We start from the raw sequence: 22,724 nt of genomic DNA, 5'->3' as shown, positions 1-22,724 counted from the left end.
AAAACGATTTTGCTATTCTTGAGGGAAAATCATTTTACCGATTTACACCCGCGTTGCTGGTTGGAAAATGTTTCCTTATCCCTAAAATTATTTTGTGAAGTAGCTCACAAAACCAAAGATTCCCCTTTGCAAAGGGGGATTTTTTTCGTTAGATTTGCAAAAACTAAAACACTTAGGGTGTTACGTTAATTCGGCAAGCCTAAGCAAGATAAAGTACTTAACCGTGTTTTATCTTGCTTAGGCTTTTTTGTTGCCTTAAAGAAAGATTTGAAACTTTAAAAGGAAATGATTATGGCTAAAGATTTTAGCAAACTCGCACAAGCTCTCCTCCAACTTGTTGGTGGAGAACAAAATATTCACTCATTAGTACACTGTGCTACCCGTTTACGCTTTGTATTGAAAGAGCGTACCAAAGCCGATAAACCCCGAATAGAGCAAACTGCCGGTGTCATTAGTGTGGTAGAAAACGGTGGACAATTCCAAGTCGTCATAGGCAATAATGTGCCAAAGGTGTATGCGGAAATAATGAAAATCGCAGATATTCAAGCAGGTGATGATGCAGATTTACCTAAACCCTCGTTAATAAATCGAGGCATTGATTTCCTTGCCGGTTCATTTACCCCTCTTATCGGTGTGATGGCAGGTGCGGGGATTTTAAAAGGTTTAATTGCGATTTTGCAGGTATCGGGCTTATTAGATCCGGCTTCAGGCACATTTACAGTGCTGGACGCAGCAGCAAGTTCAACTTTCTATTTTTTACCTATTTTACTTGCCATAACTTGTGCGGTTAAAGTAAAAGCCAGCCCTTATATTGCAGTCGCAGTTGCCGCAGCGTTAGTTTACCCGAGCATTGTTGAGGTAAGTTCAAGCGGCAAACCGTTAGTTTTTTTAGGTTTTGAATTAGCCACAATGACTTATACCTACAGTGTAATTCCAATTCTAATTGCAGTATGGGCTCAATCTTATATTCAACGCTTTTTTGAAAACATTTGGCACGAATCTGTCCGCAACTTCTTTGCGCCTGCTTGTACATTGTTAATCGTTGTACCGCTCACTCTAGCTGTTATCGGGCCTGTGGGCAGTGCTATCGGGAACGGAATCGCAGCCGTATTGGCTTGGTTATATGCAGCAAGTCCTATCGCTACCGGTCTTGTTGTCGGGGCTTTATGGCAAGTATTGGTGATTTTCGGTATTCATTGGAGTATTGTCCCGATTATGATCAACAATATGGCGATTGTCGGTTTCGATTTAATCGGTCCATTAACAGCCGCGGCAGTACTAGGACAAGCAGGGGCAACTTTTGCTGTATTCCTAAAATCACGCAATAAAGAGATAAAATTTCTTGCCGGTTCAACAACATTTAGTGGCGTACTGGGTATTACCGAACCGCTTATTTACGGCATTACCTTACGCTTTAAAAAACCGTTTGTATGCGGTGTTTTAGGCGGTGCTATCGGTGGTGCGATTATTGGCTGGGGTGGCACGAAAATGTTTGCTTTCGGCTTCTCGGGACTACTTCTTTATCCTGTAATTATCGGCGAGGGCTCAAACATTTTGATGTACACCGTTGGAATGATCGCTGCTTTTACTGTTGCAGGCATACTGACTTATCTATTCGGTTATAGCGATACAATGCTACCGCAACAAACTACTCATACCGTAACAAAACCTGAAAAAACGAATAACGCACAGGTTTCCGCTATTCCAATGGAAAAATTTCATTTAGTCAGCCCGTTAGAAGGCAATATTCACAAATTAACGGATATTCAAGATCCACTGTTTGCCTCAGAAGCTTTAGGAAAAGGGGTTGCGATTGAACCAACCAAAGGTGAGCTAATTTCCCCCGTAAACGGTACAATCAGCTCCGTCTTCCCAACTAAGCACGCCTACAATATTGTCTCTGACGATGGTTTAGAAATCTTAATTCATATCGGAATGGATACGGTAAAACTGGACGGAAAATATTTTGAAACTTTCGTGCAAGACGGTGATAAAGTCGAAGTTGGGCAACTGCTCGGCACATTTGATATTGAAGCAATTAAAACGGCAGGTTACCAAATAATAACACCGGTGATTATTGCCAACAGCGAAGACTACCTTGATGTTATCACCAACCAAGCGCCACATATTTATCAAAACGAGCCTTTAATTAAAGTAGTGCTCAGTAAATCATAATCTTATTACACGCGGTTAAATTTTTAGTAGCTTTTACAAAATAAACTAAGAGTTTAACCGCTTACTTTTAGGAGATACTAAAATGAAAAAGTGGTCTTTTTTAGTGATATTAGTAAGTTCAACCCTCTCTGCCCAAACTATTAATTTTAGTCTAAAAGCCCAAGTATTTGATGACGGACAAAAAATTACCGCTCTTGAATTAGAGACTAAACATCTGAAATTTAACCGTCAAAACCTCACCCCTGATATTTTTGAAGTTTATGTAAAAAGTAATTTACCTATTGATCTGCAAAACAATAACGTATTCGGGCAATCCGAGGGCAAACAGTCAATTAACAGCGTAAGCGTAAAAAATAACGGCAATATTGAATTAAGATTCTCAGATAATAGCCAAGCAAATACTTTAGCTTATATTGGTGGGCAGATTTCACGCAATGTCGAACAGCAACTGGATTATCAAATTAACCTAAAACAAGTCGGTATTTTTACTCAAATTCCTCAATTTAAGCAAACTGATATTATGGATAATGAGGTTGAGCGTTTTACCCCGAAAATATCGAAAAGTGGCTTAAATTATCAAATTTTCTCACCTAATTTGCAAAATTCCGCTCAAAAACGACCGCTTATCATCTGGTTTCACGGTAATGGTGAGGGGGGTGTCAGCTCATACCAAAACAACCGCTCCCAGCTATTAGCAAACCGTGGTGCAATTGCTTTTGCCGAAACTAACACACAGAAAATATTTGGTGGCGCTTATGTCATCGCCCCACAAGCTCCCGATACTTGGTATCACAATTACAGCAAAAACTATATTCAGAAAATGAAAGGTTTAATTGATGAAATAGTCGCAAATAATGCTATCGATAACCAACGGATTTATCTATTTGGCGCTTCGGCTGGCGGTTATATGGCACTTAGAATGTATATTGAATATCCGGAGCTTTTTGCCGCTGCGAGTGTCGCAGCACCCGCTTTAGACAAAGCACCGTTATCAGGCGGTAAAGCAACGACCGAAGCCGATTTAGAAAAAATCAAACATAAACCGCTTTGGTTGGTTCATTCTGCTAACGATCCAACGATTTCCTATACTAATACGTCAAAAACGTCAAAACGGGTTTTCCAATTTTTACGAGAAAGCGGAGCTATTTTGACCGCTTATCCTACGGTAAAAATTGGCAAAAAAGACTATAACGGACATTGGTCTTGGATTTATAGCACAAGAAACTTACCCGTTAATCCGCAAGGTGATCACCTGTTTCAATGGGTGGCAAAACAACGTCTAACCCAATAGGATAACCTATGGGCAAAATTATTTTTTAGATGTGGACGGTACTTTAGTGAATTACCAAAATCTGCAATTCAGGCTATTCAAACAACCCGGCAAAAAGGACATAAAATTTTTATCTGCACAGGACGGAGTCGAATGGAGGTTACGCCTGACTTATGGGAAATCGGGCTAGACGAAAAAATATTGATAAAGGCTATGCAATCTCGGTATTGCTTGAATATCTTGGAAAGAGCCAAGAAGATACTTTTGCTTTCGGCGATGCCAAAATTGATATTCCGATGCTGAAATATTGTGCCATAGGCGTGGCAATGGGAAATGGTGGCAAAGAAATCAAATCTACAGCTGATTTTGTGACTGCCGATGTCGATGAAGACGGAGTATATAAAGCATTTAAAAAATTCGGGCTTATCTAACTTATTTTGTGAGGCAGATCACAAAACGGTATTCCATCTCTTGCAAGCGGTCAAATTTTTCGTTAGATTTACAAACAGTAAAAAACACTTAGGGTGTTACGTTAATTCGGCAAGCCTAAGCAAGATAAAGTACTTAACCGTGTTTTATCTTGCTTAGGCTTTTTTATTACCAAAATAAAGTGAGGATTTTAAAATGTGTAGTTTAAAACCATTTCCAACCGATTTTTTATGGGGAGGTGCGACCGCAGCTAACCAAATCGAAGGCGGTTTTGATCAAGGTGGAAAAGGGTTATCATCAGCAGATATGGTAGCCTATATACCAAAGGCGGAACGAGGGGCTCACAGTGCAGCAATTGAAGTCGATTCACAGCGTATTGATGATATTTTATCCGGAAAATGCCAGGCCCGTTTCCCAAAACGGGAGGGCATAGATTTCTATCATAAATATAAAGACGATATCGCTCTGTTTGGTGAAATGGGCTTTAAAATGTTTCGTATTTCTATTCATTGGGCGCGTATTTTCCCGAACGGATATGACGAACAGCCGAATGAAGCAGGTTTACAATATTATGACGATATGTTTGATGAAATGCTCAAACACGGGATTAAGCCTATGGTAACACTCTGCCATTATGAAATTCCGCTTGGCTTAGTGCAAAAATATAACGGCTTTGTTTCACGTGAGGTAGTTGGGCATTTCGTGCGTTATGCCGAAACGGTATTTAAACGTTATAAAAACAAAGTGAAATATTGGCTCACATTCAATGAGATCAATATGATCACAATGCACAGCCCCTATACAGGCGGCGGTATCGTGCTTGATCGTATTCTGGAAGCGGAACGTGAAAATGCCAAATATCAGGCACTGCATCACCAGTTTGTAGCAAGTGCGTTAGCCACCAAAGCTCTACACGAGATTATTCCTGATGCGAAAATGGGCTGTATGCTTGCCCGTTTACACCATTATGCTTTAACTGCCGATCCACAAGACCAGCGTTTGGCACAATGGGGCAATCAACAAAACTTATTCTTTACCGATGTGCACGCTCGAGGCGAATATCCACGTTATATGCTACGCCATTGGCAAGAAAACAATGTACATATCCAAAAAGAAGTGGGCGATGATGCCGTTTTAAAACAGTACCCTGTCGATTTTATTTCATTCAGTTACTATATGTCGGTTTGCGTAACCACACACGATGAGGGCGAAAAAGTAGGCGGAAACTTAATTGAAGGCGTCAAAAATCCATATCTGACCGCCTCGGACTGGGGCTGGCAAATTGACCCTGTCGGACTACGCATTGTCCTAAATGATATGTACGACCGTTACCAAAAACCGCTTTTCATTGTCGAAAACGGTTTAGGCGCTTACGACAAAGTCGAAGCGGATGGGGCTATTCACGACAGCTACCGTATTGATTATCTCCGCTCTCATATCGCTCAAATACAAGAAGCAATCAGTGATGGTGTCGAGTTACTCGGTTATTTGGAATGGGGCCCGATTGATCTTGTCAGTATGTCTACTTCGGAAATGTCCAAACGCTACGGATTTATTTACGTTGATATTGACGATGATGGCAACGGCACCGGTAAACGTTCACCGAAAGACTCCTTCTATTGGTATAAAAAAGTGATTGCATCAAACGGTGCGGATCTCTCTTAATCCTGATCGACACAAGCGGTTGAATTTTGTAGAATTTTTGCAAAATCCGACCGCTTACGAGGTTTTATTATGCTTAAAATTACCAAGATCTTTAATAATAATGCGATTCAAGCCGAAAATGAAATTCAAACCGAACTTGTTGTACTTGGAAAAGGTATTGCATTTGGGAAAAAAGTCGGTGATTTGGCAGATGAAAGTCTAGTAGAGAAAACCTTTAGCCTTAATAAAAGCCTGTTTGCCGCCCGTTTAACTGAAATTTTAAGCGAAATTCCACCGGAATATTTCCAACTTACTAATTGCATAGTCAATTTTGCCAATCAACAACTTGGTACGCCCCTTTCAAATAGTATTTTTGCCAGCCTTCCCGATCATATTTTCCACTCAGTGGAACGAGCCAAACAGAATCAAACCGTACCAAACGGCTTATTATTTGAAATTCAGCGTCTTTATAAGCAAGAGTTTGCCATCGGCGTATATGCTTTGCAGCTCATTGAAAAACGATTCGGCGTGCAAATGGCAGAAGATGAAGCAGGTTTTATTGCCCTTCATATATTTAATGCTCGTACAGACGGTTCAACGATAGCAGATACCTATAAAGCCACTCAGATAATTAAAGATCTTTTAAGTATGGTCGGCTATCATTTTAATTTAGTGTTAGATGAAAATAGCTATGACTATGCCCGTTTTCTAACCCATTTACAACATTTTGCCCAACGTTTTTTTGTGAACGCCGAGCCTGCTTTAGGTGATGATTTTCTCTACCGACAAACGAAAGCTGCCTATCCGAAAGCATATCAATGTGTGGAAAGAATTGATAAATATCTTACTGTAAATTATCACAAATCATTAAATGAGGATGAGCGGCTTTATTTGATGATTCATATTCAACGTGTAGTTTCTCATCCGTAATTCTCGCCTCAAATTTATATTATGATGAAGTTAGCTTTAGTGCTTTTCTCATCCCCCAGTACAAATAAGATAAATAATGTCAATTCAATCTGAAATTCAATTTTTCTCACTCATTTAAATTGAGCAGCAACCATATTGCATAACCATACTGGAATAAAGAAAAACGCGTTTTGACCGATGAGAAAGGAGAGATATCGGTTGGTTAGTTTGTTGATTTGGAATTAGCCGTCTTATCGGCTACTTGGTAAATCTGGCTTGATGAAAACCGTTTTCCAGCGACACCCAGCTAGGCCCTTGCAGATATCTTCAACTTTCAATTTCTACCTTAAAAAAATAGCGATTGGGATTACCAATCGCTATTTACATTTTTATGGTTTTATCTCACCGCTTGTTAGAAAGTGTAATTCACATTCAAACGGAGATCACGTCCGACACCCGGTAAGGTTTCACCACGTTGGCTGTGTGGGTAGTAGAATTTATTAAACGCATTGTTTAACGCAAGATTTAAGTTTAAATTCTTATTGTTCAACGGCTTCCAGTTGAGATAGAAATCGTGAGTAACATAGCTTGCACGGTAAGTTTCTGCCGCGGTTTTGTCCGCATTCGCTAACGCGTAGCCACGCTCTTTCTCTACATAACGACCTTTCCAACCTAATTCTAGGTCAGGATTGTCAAAACGATAGGCTAAGCCTGCCGTCCAAGTACGACCTGTTTGTACTGCAAATTCAGGGTTTAAGCGGGAATCGGCTTTGGTGTTGTTCAAGTAAAATCTTGGCTTGCTGTCTGCCACGCCTAAACGTGCAGTGAAGCCTTGATAGCGATAAGACGCATCAAATTCGTAACCGTGGTTTTTAGAATAACCGTCATTGACCGACTGTCTTACGCCAGCAGACTCGTGTCTGTTTTGCGGATTGACGATCAGATCATCAACTTTTTGCCAGAAATAGCCGCCTTTAAAGGTGAAATCACCATTCGTATAGTTAAAGCCAATTTCGGTATTACGAGCCTGTTCGGCTTTGATGTTCGAATCGATCGAGACAGGACGAGTCCCCACCATTAGCGCATCGTATAAACGTGGGCTGCGTGAAGCATAGTTATGGTTTGCACTAAATCTTAATTCAGGCGTTGCTTGATAGATTAAGCCAACACTTGGATTTAGTTTGCTATCCGAGGCTTTTACGCCGTCATTCGCTTTAAAATTAAAGTGGTCGTAACGCAAACCTGTCGTTAAAGTGAAATAATCGCCAATACCGCTAATCACTTCAACATAAGCCGCCGTATCTGTTTTTTCAGGGTTATTTTTGACATTAAAATGACCGGTAACCTTGCCTGTTTTTCTATCTTTAAATTCCACAACCGACTTTCTCAAATGCGGTTCAATTTCTTGATGACGATAATTCACACCATATTTAACCAAGATATTTTCGCCAATGTAGGAATCTAAATTTAAATTTGCTCCACGGGTTTCAATCACGGTTGTGGTCGGGCCCGCTACGTTACCACAGTATCCGCAGCCGCTGTCATCGGCAGAATAACGTTTGTTTTTCATCAAATAGGCATTAGCGTTTAATTCGCTGACAAAACCGAGATTTTTACCGATATATTCAAGGTTAGTATTACTTAATGTTGTTTCACGATAAGATGGCGATTGACGCTCTAAACTCAAACGCTCTCCGTTGATGGCAAATTCCTCACGCACTAAACGTGTACCACGGTGCTGATCTTGCATATGGCTTAACACAAAACGGTGATCGCCAAAGGTTGCACCTAATTTCGCTAAATAATTGCGTTTATCGAGGGCACTATAAGGCACTTTGTTGCTGCCGTCTAAGCCATTGATAAAGCCTTTGCCCGGTTTGTAATTATCTTCATCATTACGGTTGAATGAGAGTAACGCATCAAAATTACCCGCCTTGCCGAACACACTTGCACCGTAAGAATAGCCGTCATTACTTGCATAGCCACTATTTAGCTTAAAGCCATAGTTGCGATCACTGCCTTTTAGTAAATCTAACGCATCTACCGTTTTCGCCACAATCGCACCGTTGGTTGCACCAATACCTGCACTGGCTGAGCCCGCCCCTTTCTTAACAGACACATTTTTCAACAACGACGGATCAATAATAAAACGCCCTTGGTGATATAGAATTTGGCTATCCGATGACGCACCGTCTACGACAATATCCACCGAGTTCTGCCCCATTCCACGAATGGTTAAAAACTGCGATGTACCGTTACCGCCGCCAAACTCAATGGATGGTTCAGGGCTGAATAAACTGCGCAGATCCGTTTCAGTACTCTGGTTGCGTTGCTCTAAAGTAACGACATCCGTAGAGGTTTTTGTGCCTGAATTTGCGATGACCTCAACCATATCCAATGATGTTGGTTGGTTGGTTGGTTGGTTGGCGTAGATGCTAGAAGAAACAGCGCACAAAATCGCCACGGTTAATTTGTTTTTATTAAAGTGCATAATAACTCCATTTAGGCTTTTAAGTAATGAGATATGTTATAGAGTATACAACACCAAAATTGATAATCAATCTCTTTTGCATTATATTCGTAAAAAATCCCCAAAATCTCACCGCTTGTCATTCAAAAAATGCCTGTTTTACGCTATCCTATGAGGCAATTTTTTCACAAATTCAAGGTTAAAGTTTATGCAACAACACTATAACCCCAGTGCGATCGAGCCGAAAGTGCAACAGTACTGGGCGGAAAACAAGGTTTTTAAAGCGGTAAAAGATGCGTCTAAAGAGAAATATTATTGTTTATCAATGTTGCCGTACCCGTCCGGTCGCTTACATATGGGGCACGTTCGCAACTACACCATTGGCGATGTCGTCTCTCGCTATCAGCGAATGATCGGCAAAAACGTGTTACAGCCGATGGGCTGGGACGCTTTCGGCTTGCCGGCGGAAGGTGCTGCGGTTAAAAATAATACCGCACCGGCAAAATGGACATACGAAAATATCGAATATATGAAAAACCAGCTCAAAGTGCTGGGCTTTAGTTATGACTGGGATCGGGAAGTTACCACCTGCCGTCCGGAATATTACAAATGGGAGCAGTGGTTTTTCACGGAATTGTACAAAAAGGGGTTGGTTTACAAAAAAACCTCCACAGTAAACTGGTGCCCGAACGACGAAACGGTACTTGCCAACGAGCAAGTTCACGAGGGCTGCTGCTGGCGTTGCGATACACCGGTAGAGCAGCGTGAAATCCCGCAATGGTTCATCAAAATTACCGATTATGCCGAGCAATTATTAAACGGTTTGGATAGCTTACCGCAGTGGCCGGATCAGGTTAAAACAATGCAACGCAACTGGATCGGGCGTTCCGAGGGGGTACAAATCACCTTTAAAGTAAAAGACAGCGATGAAACTGTGGACGTTTACACTACCCGTCCGGATACCTTCTACGGCGTAACCTATATGGCTGTGGCAGCGGCTCACCCGCTGGCAACCCATGCCGCCGAAACTAATTCCGCACTTGCCGCATTTATTCAAGAGTGTAAAAACACCAAAGTGGCAGAAGCCGAACTTGCCACAATGGAGAAAAAAGGAATGGCAACCGGCTTATATGCGATTCACCCAATCACCCAAAAAGCCGTGCCTATCTGGGTGGCAAACTTCGTCTTGATGCACTACGGCACGGGAGCCGTAATGGCAGTACCGGCACACGACCCGCGAGATTACGAATTTGCCGGCAAATACGGTTTGCCGATTTCACCGGTGATCGCACCGCTTGACTGCAGCGACTGGGATTACAGCCAAGCCGTTTTTGCCGAACACGGTAAATTGATCAACTCCGATGAATTTAACGGCTTAGGCTTTGAAGCGGCATTCAACGGGATCGCCGATAAATTAGAAGCAATGGGCGTGGCAAAACGCCAAGTCAATTACCGCTTGCGTGATTGGGGGGTCTCCCGCCAACGCTACTGGGGTGCGCCAATCCCAATGATGACCTTAGAAGACGGCGAAGTCGTTACCGTGCCGTTAAAGGATCTCCCGATTATTTTGCCGGAAGACGTGCAAATGGACGGCGTAAAAAGCCCGATTAAAGCCGATCCAAACTGGGCGAAAACCACCTTTGAGGGTAAACCGGCACTCAAAGAAACGGATACGTTCGACACCTTTATGGAATCCTCTTGGTACTATGCACGCTACACTTGCCCGCAATTTGACCAAGCAATGCTAGACGCTGACGAGGCAAATTACTGGTTGCCGGTCGATCAATATATCGGCGGGATTGAACACGCCACAATGCACTTGCTCTACTTCCGTTTCTTCCACAAATTACTACGGGACGCAGGGTTTGTTAATAGCGATGAACCGGCGGAAAAATTGCTCTGTCAAGGAATGGTACTTGCCGATGCCTTCTACTACACCAGCCCGACCAACGAACGCATTTGGGTTTCACCAACGGAAGTTACCCTCGAAAAAGACGAAAAAGGGCGGATTTTAAAAGCCTTCGACAAAACGGGGCGTGAGTTGGTGCATAGCGGAATGACCAAAATGTCCAAATCCAAAAATAACGGTATCGATCCGCAAGAAATGGTGGACAAATACGGTGCGGATACGGTTCGCCTGTTTATGATGTTCGCCAGCCCGGCGGAAATGACGTTGGAATGGCAAGAATCCGGCGTAGAAGGGGCAAAACGTTTCCTTGGCCGCTTATGGAACTTAGCTTATGAATATCAACAAAATCCGGCAAATGTTGCCTTAGATCCCGCTGCGTTATCCGCCGCTCAAAAAACGCTCCGCCGTGATGTGCATAAAACGATTGCCAAAGTGAGCGATGATATTGGTCGCCGCCAAACGTTCAACACGGCGATTGCTGCTATTATGGAATTGATGAATAAGCTCACGAAAGCACCGCTTGCAGACGAACAAGATCGGGCAGTAATGGCGGAAGCCTTGAGTGCGGTGGTGCGAATGCTCTACCCAATCACCCCACATATCTGCTTTGAACTGTGGCACGCCCTCGGCAATAAAGACACCATCGACTTCGCCCCGTGGGTGCAAGCCGATGAATCAGCGATGGTCGAAGACGAAAAATTGGTAGTGGTACAAATCAACGGTAAAGTGCGTGGCAAAATCACCGTATCAGCCAACGCTACCGAAGCCGAAGTCAAAGCCCTTGCCAGAGCCGATGAAAATGTCGCCAAATATTTGGAAAATGTCGAAATCGTCAAAGAAATCTACGTTCCATTAAAAATGGTGAGTTTTGCAGTAAAAGGCTAATTCAATATAAATAAGGCTCGCTAGGCGAGCCTTTAACTTAAGAGAAAATATTTGTTGGTAACAGTGGCTTGAAAATCGGTTAATCAACCTCATAGTGCGACAAAACACTAATTACAACTTCAACATCAATCCGAAATTATTCAATCTAAAGACGAACTTATCCAAAAGCTCAAAGATGAAAATCACGCCTTGAAAGACATCATTACGTTACTGAAGAAACAAGCATAATCCGACAAGGATTATACCTTTTTAGCCACAGGGATTTATGCTAAAGTAGTGTCCATTTTAAGATGATAGGGCATTGAGTTGCCCGATATTCAAGGAAATCCTCAATGTTAAAAAAATGCTTTGCAATCTTTGCGCTGTTTCTGACCGCTTGCAGTTGGCAATTCCAAAATAGTGAAACTCTGCCTGAACAGCTACGCACATTGCGTTTTGAAAGTGCCGATCAGTATAGTGAGATGTCTCGAACACTACGCAGTCAGTTACTGCTGCACAATATTCGCCTTGTGCCGTCAGACAGCACACCGCAAGCGACGACTTTACGGCTAAATTCTGCAAATAGCGGATCTCGTGTTGCCTCGGTGTTTAAACAAGCCCGTGAAGCCGAGAAAATTTTAAGCCTGACGGTGCAAGCTACGGTAACAACCCTGAATAATCAGCACTATCCGCTGGAAGTGTCCGTACACCGCACTTTCTTTGATGACTCCCGTGCTGCCTTAGCAAAATCGGAAGAACAAGAGGCGATTATGCGGCAAATGTATGAGCAAGCCTCACGCCAGTTGATCATCAAAATGGCGGCATTGCCGCTTTCCCGTCCGGCAAAATAATGCTGCAACGCATTTTCTCCGAAGGGCTGAATGCTCAACTTGAAAAAGGTTTAGCCACTTGCTACTTATTGAGCGGGCAAGATTTGTTGTTGGTGAATGAAAGTAAGGACGCAATTGTCAAGCACGCCCGCCAACAACAATTTGATGACAAAATCGAAGCGGCGTTAAATAATGAAACCAAATGGGACGATCTCTTCGAGCAAGTGCAATCTAACGGTCTTTTTTCCCAACGGCAAATCGTGATACTGAATTTGCCGGACGCTCTCACTGCGCCACAACAAAAGCAACTGGCTGCGTTGTTGGCATTCAGCCACGCCGATCTGCTCTTTATTTTACACGCCCCGAAATTCAACAAGCAGACGGAAAAACAGGCGTGGTTTAGCCAAATTGAAGCGCAAACAACGGTAGTGAACTGCCAAACACCCGACATCGGCAAACTACCAACGTGGTTGAACCACCGAGCAAAATCAATGCAGTTACAGCTTGAGCCGGAGACAGTACAATTCCTCTGTTACAGCTATGAAGGTAATTTATTGGCGTTAAAGCAGGTTTTAGCTATCTTGCAATTACAGTATGCCGATAAACCGATTGGGCTAAATCGAGCCAAAGAGGTGGTGGAGCAGTCGGCACAATTTACCCCGTTTCAGTGGGTAGATGCGTTACTGAGCGGCAAAACGGCTCGGGCGGTGCGTATTCTCAATCACCTGCAAAATGAAGAAGTGCAACCGGTGGTACTATTGCGGATTATGCAAAAAGAGCTGCATATTTTACTGGAGATCACCCGTCAGCCTGACAGAGTAACCTTGAGCGAGCAGCCTCTGGCAACAGGTAATTTACGCACGGAATTTGACCGCTTGAAGATTTGGCAAAACCGCCGCACGCTCTATCAACAATTTGTGCAACGCCATACTTACCGTAAACTTTATCAACTGATTCAAGAGCTTGCCGAGTTGGAACGGCAAGTGAAACACGATTTCAGCGACACGGTTTGGCTGGAGCTGGCGCGTTTTTCCAGCCAATTCAGTTAGCTAAAAACAGTGGCCCAAGCGGATTTTTCGGTAACGCATATTTTTCCGGATACAGCACATCGACTAAATACAGTCCTTCGGCTTTAGCGGTCGGTGCGGCAAGGGTACGATCTTTTTGTGCCAACAGCCATTTAATCCACTCGACCGGCTGCCTGCCCTTCCCGACCTCAATCAAGCTGCCGACAATGTTACGCACCATATGATGTACAAACGCGTTGGCTTGAATATCCACCACAATATAATCCTGAATACGGCTGACATTCAGATGATGCACATTCCGCCACGGCGTATGCGATTGACACTGCGCCGCCCGAAAGCTGCTGAAGTCGTTCTCGCCAAGTAAAAATTGCCCTGCCTCGTGCATTTTGTCTGCCTCTAACGGGTGATAATAGTGGGAGATCCCCTGCGGTAAAATGGCAGAACGCAACTTATGATTATAAATAATGTAGCGGTAACGGCGGGCAGTCGCACTAAAGCGAGCGTGAAAATCGTCCGCCACCTCCGCCGCCCAACGCACCGCAATATCGCTCGGCAAATGGGTATTCGTCCCGAAGCACCAGCTTTGGAGCGGGCGTTTGACTGTGGTTTCAAAATGCACCACTTGCCCCGTGCCGTGTACGCCGGCATCGGTTCGACCGGCACAAAACACTTCACAAGGGGCATTGGCGATAATCGACAACGCCTCTTCCAATTTTTGTTGCACGGAGGCGACATTCTGCTGCCGCTGCCAGCCGAAATAACGGCTGCCGTCATATTCAATGCCAAGGGCGATTTTCATAGTGTATCCCAAAGAAGACAAGCGGTCGGTTCAGGGCAATTTTTTGCGAGAGGATGTCGCCGTTTCGCAACTTGAGACAACTGCTCACTCTGCACATTTTTACCACAAACCGACCGCTTGCAACGGTTATTTGTTGATCAGGGTTAAAAACTCTTTGCGGGTATCCCGATCCTGCAAGAAAATCCCGCCGTAAGCCGAGGTAATCGTTTGGCTGTTAGTGTCTTTCACGCCACGACACTTCACGCAGAAATGGGTCGCTTTCACATACACCGCCACATCTTCCGTTTCCAAAATGGTTTGAAAAGCGGTTAAAATCTGTTCGGTAAAGCGTTCCTGCACTTGCGGGCGTTGCGCAAAAAATTGCACGACGCGGTTGATTTTTGATAAACCGATGACCCAATTTTTCGGGTAATATGCCACCGCGACCTTGCCGTCAATCGTTACAAAATGATGCTCGCAGGTACTGGTCAGGGTAATATCGTCCACCAACACCATTTCGCTCACCTTCATCTGATTTTTGATTTTGGTGATTTTCGGGAAAGTCTGGTAGTCCAGTCCACTAAAAATTTCGTCCACAAACATTTTTGCCAAACGGTGTGGGGTTTCCTCAAGGCTGTCATCTCGCAGATCTAAGCCAAGTAGCTCAAGCACCGCCCGCATATGCTGTTGAATTTCGGCACGGCGGCTGTCCTTATCTTTTTGATGATTGATGATCGGGGTTTCAATTCCCTTTGTAATCAGTGCATCACGCACGCTTCGGGCTTCCGGTGAGATGTCGCTCATTGATTATCCTCTAAAAATTTGAACGCAGGATTTTACCAAATTGCCCTAAAAAAACAACGAAAGCCCCCAAATTCGTGTAAAATCTTTGTTTTAATTTGCTCGCTTAACCTTATGTTTTATCAATTTAATCCCGAGATTGTTCCGACAGCACAACAAGCCTTTGTCCGCCAACTGTTAGATTGCAAAAATTTCAGCACATCCGAGCGCTTGCAAGGATCGTCCAAAGGGCGTGGCATCACTTGGTTTTTGTATACGCAAGATAAATTGGGGGTGGGAGTGGACGCAGTCCATCGCCACTACTATCGTGGCGGCTTATTCGGCAAAGTAATTCGAGATCGCTACTGGTTTAACGGCTATGCCGACACACGTGCGGCAAAAGAATTTGCCTTGCTATGCCAACTGCATCAATGGGGTTTGCCCGTCCCACAGCCGATAGCCTTTAAAATCAAGCGCCGTTACTGTTGCTATCAAGCGGATATTTTGTTGCAAAAAATTGCAAACACACACGATTTAAGCCAACTTCTCCAAACCGCGCCGCTGGCTGAGCAACAGTATCACTACATTGGCAAGCTGATCCGCCGTTTGCACGATCATCAAGTGCATCATTCCGATCTGAATATCCACAACATTTTGTTGGACGCTCAAGGCAAATTTTGGCTGATTGATTTCGATAAATGCCGCATTGAACAGGGAGAACAGTGGAAAGCCGCTAACTTAGCCCGCTTGCTCCGCTCGTTCCGAAAAGAGCAAAAACGGCTGACAATTCATTTCAGCGATGCGAATTGGCAAGCCTTACTCGCCGGTTATCACGCATAATAAAAAACGCCGAGCATTGCTCGGCGTTTCCACATTGCATTATTGTTTGGCAACCACGCGCCCATCTTGATAATCCAAGACGACCGGCAAATTCGGCAACAATGTGCCGGATAAAATTTGCTGTGCCAATGGGTTTTCCAGTTCTTGCTGAATTGCCCGTTTGAGCGGTCTTGCCCCAAATAACGGGTCAAAACCGGCTTTGCCGATATGATCGAGTGCCTCATCGGTTACGCTAACTTGGTAACCTCGTTCCGCCATTCGTTTGATCAAGCGTTGAAGCTGAATGTCAGCAATCGCACGGATTTGAGCTTGACCAAGTGGGTGGAATACCACCGTTTCATCAATTCGGTTGATAAATTCCGGACGGAAATGCTGCCCAACCACTTCCATTACCTGCGCTTTCATTGCCTCATAATCGCCAAGGTGCGCATTTTCTTGGATCAGGTGTGAACCAAGGTTCGAGGTCATAATCACCACAGTATTACGGAAATCCACCGTACGACCTTGACCGTCCGTTAAACGCCCGTCATCTAACACCTGCAATAAAATGTTAAACACATCGCTGTGGGCTTTTTCCACTTCGTCCAACAAAATCACGGAATATGGACGGCGGCGAACCGCTTCGGTCAAATAACCGCCTTCTTCGTAGCCGACATAACCCGGAGGCGCACCGACAAGCCGTGCCACGCTGTGTTTTTCCATAAATTCCGACATATCAATGCGGATCATCGCTTCTTCACTGTCAAACAAGAAGGTGGCTAAGGTTTTGCATAGCTCGGTTTTCCCAACGCCGGTTGGCCCTAAGAACAAGAAAGAACCAATCGGGCGGTTCGGATCGGACAGCCCTGCACGGCTACGGCGGATAGCATTAGCCACCGCATCGACCGCTTCATTCTGCCCAATCACCCGTTTATGTAACACTTCCTCCATTCGCAATAATTTCTCTTTTTCGCCCTCCATCATTTTGGCAACCGGAATACCGGTCGCACGGGAAAGCACTTCGGCGATCTCCTCATCGGTTACTTTGGTGCGTAGCAACTGATTGTCCGCATTATCATCGCCACGGGCTTGGGCTTCGGCAAGCTGTTTTTCCAAGTTCGGAATCACGCCGTATTGTAATTCCGCCATTTTTTCAAAATTATTTTCACGGCGTGCCTGCTCCATTTTTAAACGTGCCGTTTCCAACTCTTCCTTAATATGCTGCGTGCCGAGCAATGCGGATTTCTCCGCTTTCCACACCTCTTCCAACTCGGCATATTCACGCTCACGAGCGGTCAGATCATCGGTTAATTTTGCAAGACGCTGACGGCTCGCTTCATCGTCTTCTTTCTGTAACGCCTGTTGCTCTAATTTGAGTTGGATAATCCGGCGTTCCAAGCGGTCGAGCGGCTCCGGTTTTGAGTCAATTTCCATCCGTAAGCTCGATGCCGCCTCGTCAATCAAATCAATCGCTTTATCCGGTAGCTGGCGATCGGACACATAACGGTGGGAAAGGGTTGCCGCCGCCACAATCGCCGGATCGGTAATTTGAACATGGTGGTGAATTTCATAGCGCTCTTTCAAACCGCGCAAAATCGCAATCGTGTCTTCCACGCTCGGTTCATCAACCAGCACTTTTTGGAAACGGCGCTCAAGGGCGGCATCTTTCTCAATATATTGGCGATACTCGTCCAACGTCGTTGCCCCCACACAATGCAACTCGCCACGGGCAAGGGACGGTTTGAGCAAATTGCCTGCGTCCATTGCGCCATCGGTTTTGCCTGCGCCGACCATTGTGTGAATTTCATCAATAAACAGAATGACTTGCCCTTCCTCTTTTGCCAATTCATTCAACACCGCTTTTAAGCGTTCCTCAAATTCACCACGATATTTCGCACCGGCAATCAATGCGCCCATATCCAACGAAAGCACCCATTTGTTTTTCAAGCCTTCCGGCACTTCGCCATTGACAATCCGTTGTGCCAGCCCTTCCACAATCGCCGTTTTGCCAACGCCCGGTTCGCCTATCAGCACAGGGTTATTTTTGGTACGGCGTTGTAACACCTGAATGGCTCGGCGGATTTCTTCATCACGCCCGATAACCGGATCGAGCTTGCCGTTTCTGGCACGTTCGGTTAAATCAATCGTATATTTTTGCAACGCTTGACGGGTTTCTTCTGCATTTTGATTATTCACTTGCTCGCCTCCTCGAATTTGTTGAATAGCTTGGGTAACGTTCTGTTTGGTCAAGCCCCATTTTTTCAATAATTTGCCGACATCGTCGTTATCCTCCAATGCCGCCAGCACAAATAATTCTGACGAAATAAAACTGTCTCCAAATTGCTGGGCTAACTTATCGCATTGATTTAATAGGCGAAATAACGCTTGGGACGGTTGGACGTTCACGCCCTCAACTTGCGGCAAACGCTGAATAATCGCCGCCAATCCATCGGCAAGCTGTTTTGGCGGCACATTCAACGCCGTAACAAGCGGTGCGATAGTACCGTCATTTTGCAACAATAAGGTGTAAAGTAAATGCGCCGGTTCAATATAGGCATTGTCTTTGCCGACCGCTAAAGATTGCGCTTCCGCCAACGCTTCCTGAAATTTGTGAGTTAATTTATCAATGTTCATTTTCATTCCTTAACATTCGGTTGATCTTTTCTGACTACGAGAGCCACTCTCTCTTGACGAGAAGATAAATTGGGCTTGTCAAGTAAATTTCAAGAAAAAATGTGAACAAGATCACAAAAACTCAATCAATCGCATAAAATTTCAGCGCGCTTTGTGTCGTTTGATGGGCGACAAACTCGGTAGGGAGGGATTTTAGAGCAGCGATTTGTTCAACCACAGCAAGTAACTGCTCGGAAATCTCGTGCGACGCAAAGCCTTGATGTTGCCACGGCGCGTCCGTTTCAATCAGCAAACGCTCGATCGGAAACCGTTTCACCACCGCTTGCGTTTTGACATTCCAAAGAATATCGGGGGTAACACTCACGACATAATCGCTTGCCAGTAATTTTGCGATGACACTGTCATTGGCTTTGAACCAATGAAAATGGGCTTTTTTGATCCGATACTTCGCCAACAATTCAAGTGCAATCAACGCATCATCATAAACAATATGCAAATTTATCGGCAAATCATACCGCTTGCTCAAGCGGATAAACCGTTCAAGCAGGGCAATATAGGGGCGGTAATCTAAATTGGGGTGTTCACGCTGACGATAATGGGGCAAACCAACCTCACCGCAAGCGGTTAGCTGAGTACGATTTTTTACAATCCAATCAAACAGTTGCTGCTGCTCTGCCTCGCTCGGCAATGGTTGCTCGGGGTGAAAACCGGCGGCAATATGAATATGCGGATAGCGTTGTTTTAACGCTAACAAGCACTGACAACTGGCGAGATCCGTTGCAACCGCCAACACACTGCATAATTTAGGGTCATTCAGTATTGCGGCAATTTGGGTATCACTCAATTGATCGAGGTGAATATGGCTATCGAATACTTTATTCATTAGGTATATTTGCCAGGATAAAACTCAATATTATCAATAAATTTATCCTTTAATCAGTTCAATAATCTGTTTTAAAGACGCTATTTCATTTTGTTTTTGTTGCAACAATTCATCTTTATTTTTAATTATTTCATCTTTGTGTTTTATGATTAAATTTAACTTTTCTATTTCAACTCCCATTGAATCATTGCTAGCATAATTAATCATTTTATTATTATCTGCATCATTCAACATCACATAGAAACCTTTATTTCCCGGCTGCATAAACTCAAAGATATCCATATTAAATACATTAGCAATTTGTTCCAATTTTTCAATATTTAATTTAGTTTCTCCCCTTTCTAATCTCGCATAACTATTCAACGACATATTCATTTTTTCAGCCATTTCTTCTTGTGACCATTGATTAATCTCTCTTAAAATTTTGATTTTTTGATTTAACTCTGACATTCAAACACCCAATTTTCGATAGTTTTAACCATAAAATAGTAGGATATACCCCATTTTAACGGCTGTTTTATTCGGATGAATAATTGTACTCTATATCAGCTGCTTTAGCAAAAATAACATTCCATTTTAACTACATATAAGGGACTAAACTAATGTTTAAACAAGATAGATTCAATCAAAAAGAGTTTCTCATTTATTTCACACTTTATAATTTAACTGTTTTTGCTGCTTGGATTTTTCTTATTGCATTTAATTTCAATGTTGAATTAAGTAAAATTTTTGAAAACTATGAGGTCTTTAGATATGCAAATATTACTAAAGGAATGGAATTGCTTATGAGAAATTTCCACTTTGTATGGTGGATACCTATTACACTATATTTTAACTTTCAAATTACAAAAAGAAGGCTCTCTGATATCGGTTACTCGAAATGGTGGGGACTATTCAACTTCTATCCATTAGTTGCAGTATATATGGCTATGTATGAACTGCTATTTAGCATTGGTGTTAATAATACATCTATAATCAACTTAATCTTTTATGTAATACTGCCGATTATAAAAATTATTCTCATAATTTTATTACTACTCCACCCAACAAAACCACAAGGTAATCAAAATGTATAAGAAAAAAATAGTTTATTTTCTGTTTTTTATTTTTACTATCTCTGGGATAGCTTATTTTATGCTAAATATCAAACTTGATACTAAAAATAAAAAATCCATTCAAAATAAAATTATTACTTACCCTGTTGAGAAATTAATTGAGCAAAATGATATTGAAGCACTAGAACTTCTTGCAAAAGAAGGTAATCCCAAAGCAATTTCTTACTTAGAAAAGCAAGCTAAAGCCAAAAAGCAACGTGAGACAGAGCAGTTATTTGAAACTGCCTCTTTAATGTTTAATAAAGGAGAGATTCAAACTTCAATGACATATTTGCGTATGGCTGCCCATAACGGGCATTTTCAAGCTCGTTTTATGCTTGCGAACACATCTTTTATTGGTATAGATGGACAAGATTTTTATACAGCTAAACAGCAGTATGAAATTTTAGCGGCATCAATCAATCCTTATACTTATGATTCACATGCAGTGCTTTCCCTAATCTATTTTAATGGCTTAGGTACAAAAGTAGATATTAAAAAATCTAAATATCACCTCAATACATTATTAGAATATAGTAAAAAGAATAATTTCCTTGATATTTATAATAATGCTTTTTTTACCTTTGATAGGTATCAAGCACTGTCTAATATGGGAAATAAAAATGCTGAAAAACTAATGAAAGAGCTTAAAGTACCTATTATAGACACTGTAGATATAGAAAATAAGATTTACTTGAAAAAAGAATGGTCTGAAAAAGAAGCAAAAAACAATAATCCTATTGCTTTATATAATTTAGCGATGATTTCAGGGCTAGAACTGAAATATGACCAAGCAGTAGATTACGCAGAACAGGCAATTAAATATCATCTCCCGCTGCAATATAAACAATCTTTGCTTAAAATTTTTCGTGATTATGCAAAAATAGGGAATAAGAAATCAAGGGAGTTTGCAATGAAACTTAGCCAAAATATTCTTGATAATAAATAAAAAACAAAACGGCAGGTAATAACCTGCCATTTTCGTATAGATTTACTTCACCCCTGCCGCTTGGCGTAGTGCATCGGCTTTGTCGGTTTTTTCCCAAGGGAAATGTTCACGGCCGAAGTGTCCGTAAGCCGCAGTTTCACGGTAAATCGGGCGGATTAAATCAAGCATTTGGATTAAGCCGTAAGGGCGCAGATCGAAATGCTCACGTACTAAAGCGACCAATAATTCGTTCGCCACTTTACCTGTGCCGAAGGTTTCCACCATAATTGAAGTCGGTTCGGCAATGCCGATAGCGTAGGAAAGTTGAATTTCACAGCGATCCGCCAAGCCGGCCGCCACAATATTTTTCGCCACATAGCGCGCCGCATACGCCGCTGAGCGATCCACTTTTGACGGATCTTTACCGGAGAATGCTCCGCCACCGTGGCGTGCCGCACCGCCGTAGGTATCGACAATAATTTTACGACCGGTTAAACCGCAATCGCCCATCGGGCCGCCAATCACAAAACGTCCGGTCGGGTTGATGAAATATTTGGTGCTTTGGCTTAACCATTCGCTTGGCAGTACCGGTTTGATGATCTCTTCCATCACCCCTTCGTACACCTCTTTTTGCGACACGGATTCAGCGTGCTGGGTAGAAAGTACGACCGCATCAATCCCTTTGATTTTGTTATCTTCGTAGATAAAGGTGAGCTGGCTTTTGGCATCAGGGCGTAACCACGCTAATTTGCCGCTTTTCCGCACCTTCGCCTGTTGTTCCATTAGGCGATGTGCATAAGTAATCGGTGCCGGCATTAACACGTCGGTTTCATTGGTGGCATAGCCAAACATAATGCCTTGGTCGCCCGCGCCTTGCGCAAGCGGGTCGGCACGATCCACGCCCTGATTGATGTCCGGCGATTGTTTGCCGATTGCATTTAATACCGCACAAGAGTGGGCATCAAAGCCCATATCCGAGTGAGTGTAACCGATATCGCAAATCACTTTGCGAGTAAGGTTTTCAATATCCACCCACGCCGAAGTGGTGATCTCTCCGCCGACTAACGCCATACCGGTTTTCACATAGGTTTCGCACGCTACACGGGCTTTTGGATCTTGTTTTAAAATTTCATCTAACACCGCATCGGAAATTTGGTCGGCGATTTTATCCGGATGCCCTTCGGAGACGGATTCAGAAGTAAATAAGTTGATTGCCATTTTCTATCCTATTGATTTATCACTACTTTAATTTAAAAATACGCTTGTTTTTCATTAAGACA

Annotated in this window: 18 protein-coding genes and 1 pseudogene; 12 read left to right on the top strand and 7 right to left on the bottom strand. The window is 43.2% G+C overall.

Going from position 1 to position 22,724, the window contains the following annotated elements:
• Positions 1-291: 291 nt before the first annotated feature.
• The 6 genes and pseudogenes from E4T80_RS02250 to licT all read left to right on the top strand — a co-directional run bounded on the left by E4T80_RS02250 (position 292) and on the right by licT (position 6,448).
• Complete coding sequence (locus tag E4T80_RS02250) at positions 292-2,175, top strand: beta-glucoside-specific PTS transporter subunit IIABC (RefSeq protein WP_135054554.1); 1,884 nt, start codon at positions 292-294, stop codon at positions 2,173-2,175.
• An 82-nt stretch (positions 2,176-2,257) separates the two neighbouring features.
• Positions 2,258-3,466, top strand: coding sequence for a prolyl oligopeptidase family serine peptidase (locus tag E4T80_RS02245; protein WP_135054552.1), 1,209 nt, complete (start codon positions 2,258-2,260; stop codon positions 3,464-3,466).
• Positions 3,467-3,532: 66 nt separating this feature from the next.
• A pseudogene (locus E4T80_RS13300) lies at positions 3,533-3,583 on the top strand (hypothetical protein); the annotation flags it as partial.
• A gap of 35 nt (positions 3,584-3,618) precedes the next feature.
• Positions 3,619-3,876 (top strand): HAD family hydrolase, encoded by a 258-nt coding sequence (locus E4T80_RS13080; protein ID WP_228064826.1) that lies wholly within the window; start codon positions 3,619-3,621, stop codon positions 3,874-3,876.
• Between the two features lie 193 nt (positions 3,877-4,069).
• Positions 4,070-5,539, top strand: coding sequence for a glycoside hydrolase family 1 protein (locus tag E4T80_RS02235; protein ID WP_135054550.1), 1,470 nt, complete (start codon positions 4,070-4,072; stop codon positions 5,537-5,539).
• 69 nt (positions 5,540-5,608) lie between these two features.
• The gene (licT, locus tag E4T80_RS02230) at positions 5,609-6,448 is read left to right on the top strand and encodes a BglG family transcription antiterminator LicT (protein ID WP_135054548.1); all 840 of its coding nucleotides are present in this window, start codon (positions 5,609-5,611) and stop codon (positions 6,446-6,448) included.
• A gap of 391 nt (positions 6,449-6,839) precedes the next feature.
• On the opposite strand, the gene E4T80_RS02225 is transcribed toward licT, so the two are convergent.
• Positions 6,840-8,918 (bottom strand): TonB-dependent siderophore receptor, encoded by a 2,079-nt coding sequence (locus E4T80_RS02225; protein ID WP_135054546.1) that lies wholly within the window; start codon positions 8,916-8,918, stop codon positions 6,840-6,842.
• Between the two features lie 187 nt (positions 8,919-9,105).
• On the opposite strand from E4T80_RS02225, the gene leuS reads away from it, so the two are divergent.
• The 3 genes from leuS (at position 9,106) to holA (ending at position 13,549) form a co-directional block, all read left to right on the top strand.
• On the top strand, positions 9,106-11,691 hold the full coding sequence (gene leuS / locus E4T80_RS02220) for a leucine--tRNA ligase (protein ID WP_135054544.1): 2,586 nt from the start codon (positions 9,106-9,108) through the stop codon (positions 11,689-11,691).
• A gap of 332 nt (positions 11,692-12,023) precedes the next feature.
• The gene (locus E4T80_RS02215; protein WP_135054542.1) at positions 12,024-12,521 is read left to right on the top strand and encodes an LPS-assembly lipoprotein LptE; all 498 of its coding nucleotides are present in this window, start codon (positions 12,024-12,026) and stop codon (positions 12,519-12,521) included.
• A gap of 2 nt (positions 12,522-12,523) precedes the next feature.
• On the top strand, positions 12,524-13,549 hold the full coding sequence (holA, locus tag E4T80_RS02210) for a DNA polymerase III subunit delta (protein WP_135054611.1): 1,026 nt from the start codon (positions 12,524-12,526) through the stop codon (positions 13,547-13,549).
• On the opposite strand, the gene truA is transcribed toward holA, so the two are convergent.
• Positions 13,542-14,327: a tRNA pseudouridine(38-40) synthase TruA gene (gene truA, locus E4T80_RS02205; protein WP_135054540.1), complete on the bottom strand. Its 786-nt coding sequence runs from the start codon at positions 14,325-14,327 to the stop codon at positions 13,542-13,544. The genes holA and truA overlap by 8 nt on opposite strands.
• 126 nt (positions 14,328-14,453) lie before the next feature.
• Positions 14,454-15,110, bottom strand: coding sequence for a GTP cyclohydrolase I FolE (gene folE, locus E4T80_RS02200; protein WP_047976684.1), 657 nt, complete (start codon positions 15,108-15,110; stop codon positions 14,454-14,456).
• Positions 15,111-15,221: 111 nt separating this feature from the next.
• Here folE and E4T80_RS02195 point away from each other — a divergent pair, with 111 nt between their 5' ends.
• Positions 15,222-15,926 (top strand): 3-deoxy-D-manno-octulosonic acid kinase, encoded by a 705-nt coding sequence (locus E4T80_RS02195; protein WP_135054538.1) that lies wholly within the window; start codon positions 15,222-15,224, stop codon positions 15,924-15,926.
• 39 nt (positions 15,927-15,965) lie between these two features.
• Here E4T80_RS02195 and clpB read toward each other — a convergent pair whose 3' ends face one another.
• From clpB to E4T80_RS02180, 3 genes are all read right to left on the bottom strand, one after another.
• Positions 15,966-18,539 (bottom strand): ATP-dependent chaperone ClpB, encoded by a 2,574-nt coding sequence (gene clpB / locus E4T80_RS02190; protein WP_135054536.1) that lies wholly within the window; start codon positions 18,537-18,539, stop codon positions 15,966-15,968.
• A 121-nt stretch (positions 18,540-18,660) separates the two neighbouring features.
• Positions 18,661-19,422 (bottom strand): TatD family hydrolase, encoded by a 762-nt coding sequence (locus tag E4T80_RS02185; RefSeq protein ID WP_135054534.1) that lies wholly within the window; start codon positions 19,420-19,422, stop codon positions 18,661-18,663.
• A 42-nt stretch (positions 19,423-19,464) separates the two neighbouring features.
• A complete protein-coding gene (locus E4T80_RS02180; RefSeq protein WP_135054532.1) occupies positions 19,465-19,872 on the bottom strand; it encodes a helix-turn-helix domain-containing protein in 408 nt (135 codons plus the stop codon).
• Between the two features lie 152 nt (positions 19,873-20,024).
• On the opposite strand from E4T80_RS02180, the gene E4T80_RS02175 reads away from it, so the two are divergent.
• Together E4T80_RS02175 and E4T80_RS02170 are read left to right on the top strand one after the other, a co-directional pair.
• On the top strand, positions 20,025-20,498 hold the full coding sequence (locus E4T80_RS02175; RefSeq protein ID WP_135054530.1) for a DUF805 domain-containing protein: 474 nt from the start codon (positions 20,025-20,027) through the stop codon (positions 20,496-20,498).
• Positions 20,491-21,465 (top strand): SEL1-like repeat protein, encoded by a 975-nt coding sequence (locus E4T80_RS02170; RefSeq protein WP_135054528.1) that lies wholly within the window; start codon positions 20,491-20,493, stop codon positions 21,463-21,465. Before E4T80_RS02175 ends, E4T80_RS02170 begins: the two co-directional genes overlap by 8 nt.
• Positions 21,466-21,507: 42 nt before the next feature.
• Here the strand turns inward: E4T80_RS02170 and metK are convergent, their stop codons facing one another.
• Positions 21,508-22,662: a methionine adenosyltransferase gene (gene metK / locus E4T80_RS02165; protein WP_047976680.1), complete on the bottom strand. Its 1,155-nt coding sequence runs from the start codon at positions 22,660-22,662 to the stop codon at positions 21,508-21,510.
• Between the last annotated feature and the right edge of the window lie 62 nt (positions 22,663-22,724).

Source organism: Muribacter muris, from assembly GCF_004569585.1.
Lineage (GTDB): Bacteria > Pseudomonadota > Gammaproteobacteria > Enterobacterales > Pasteurellaceae > Muribacter > Muribacter muris.
The sequence above is the reverse complement of the archived record's forward strand: the minus strand, read 5'-3'. Positions and strand labels throughout refer to the sequence as shown.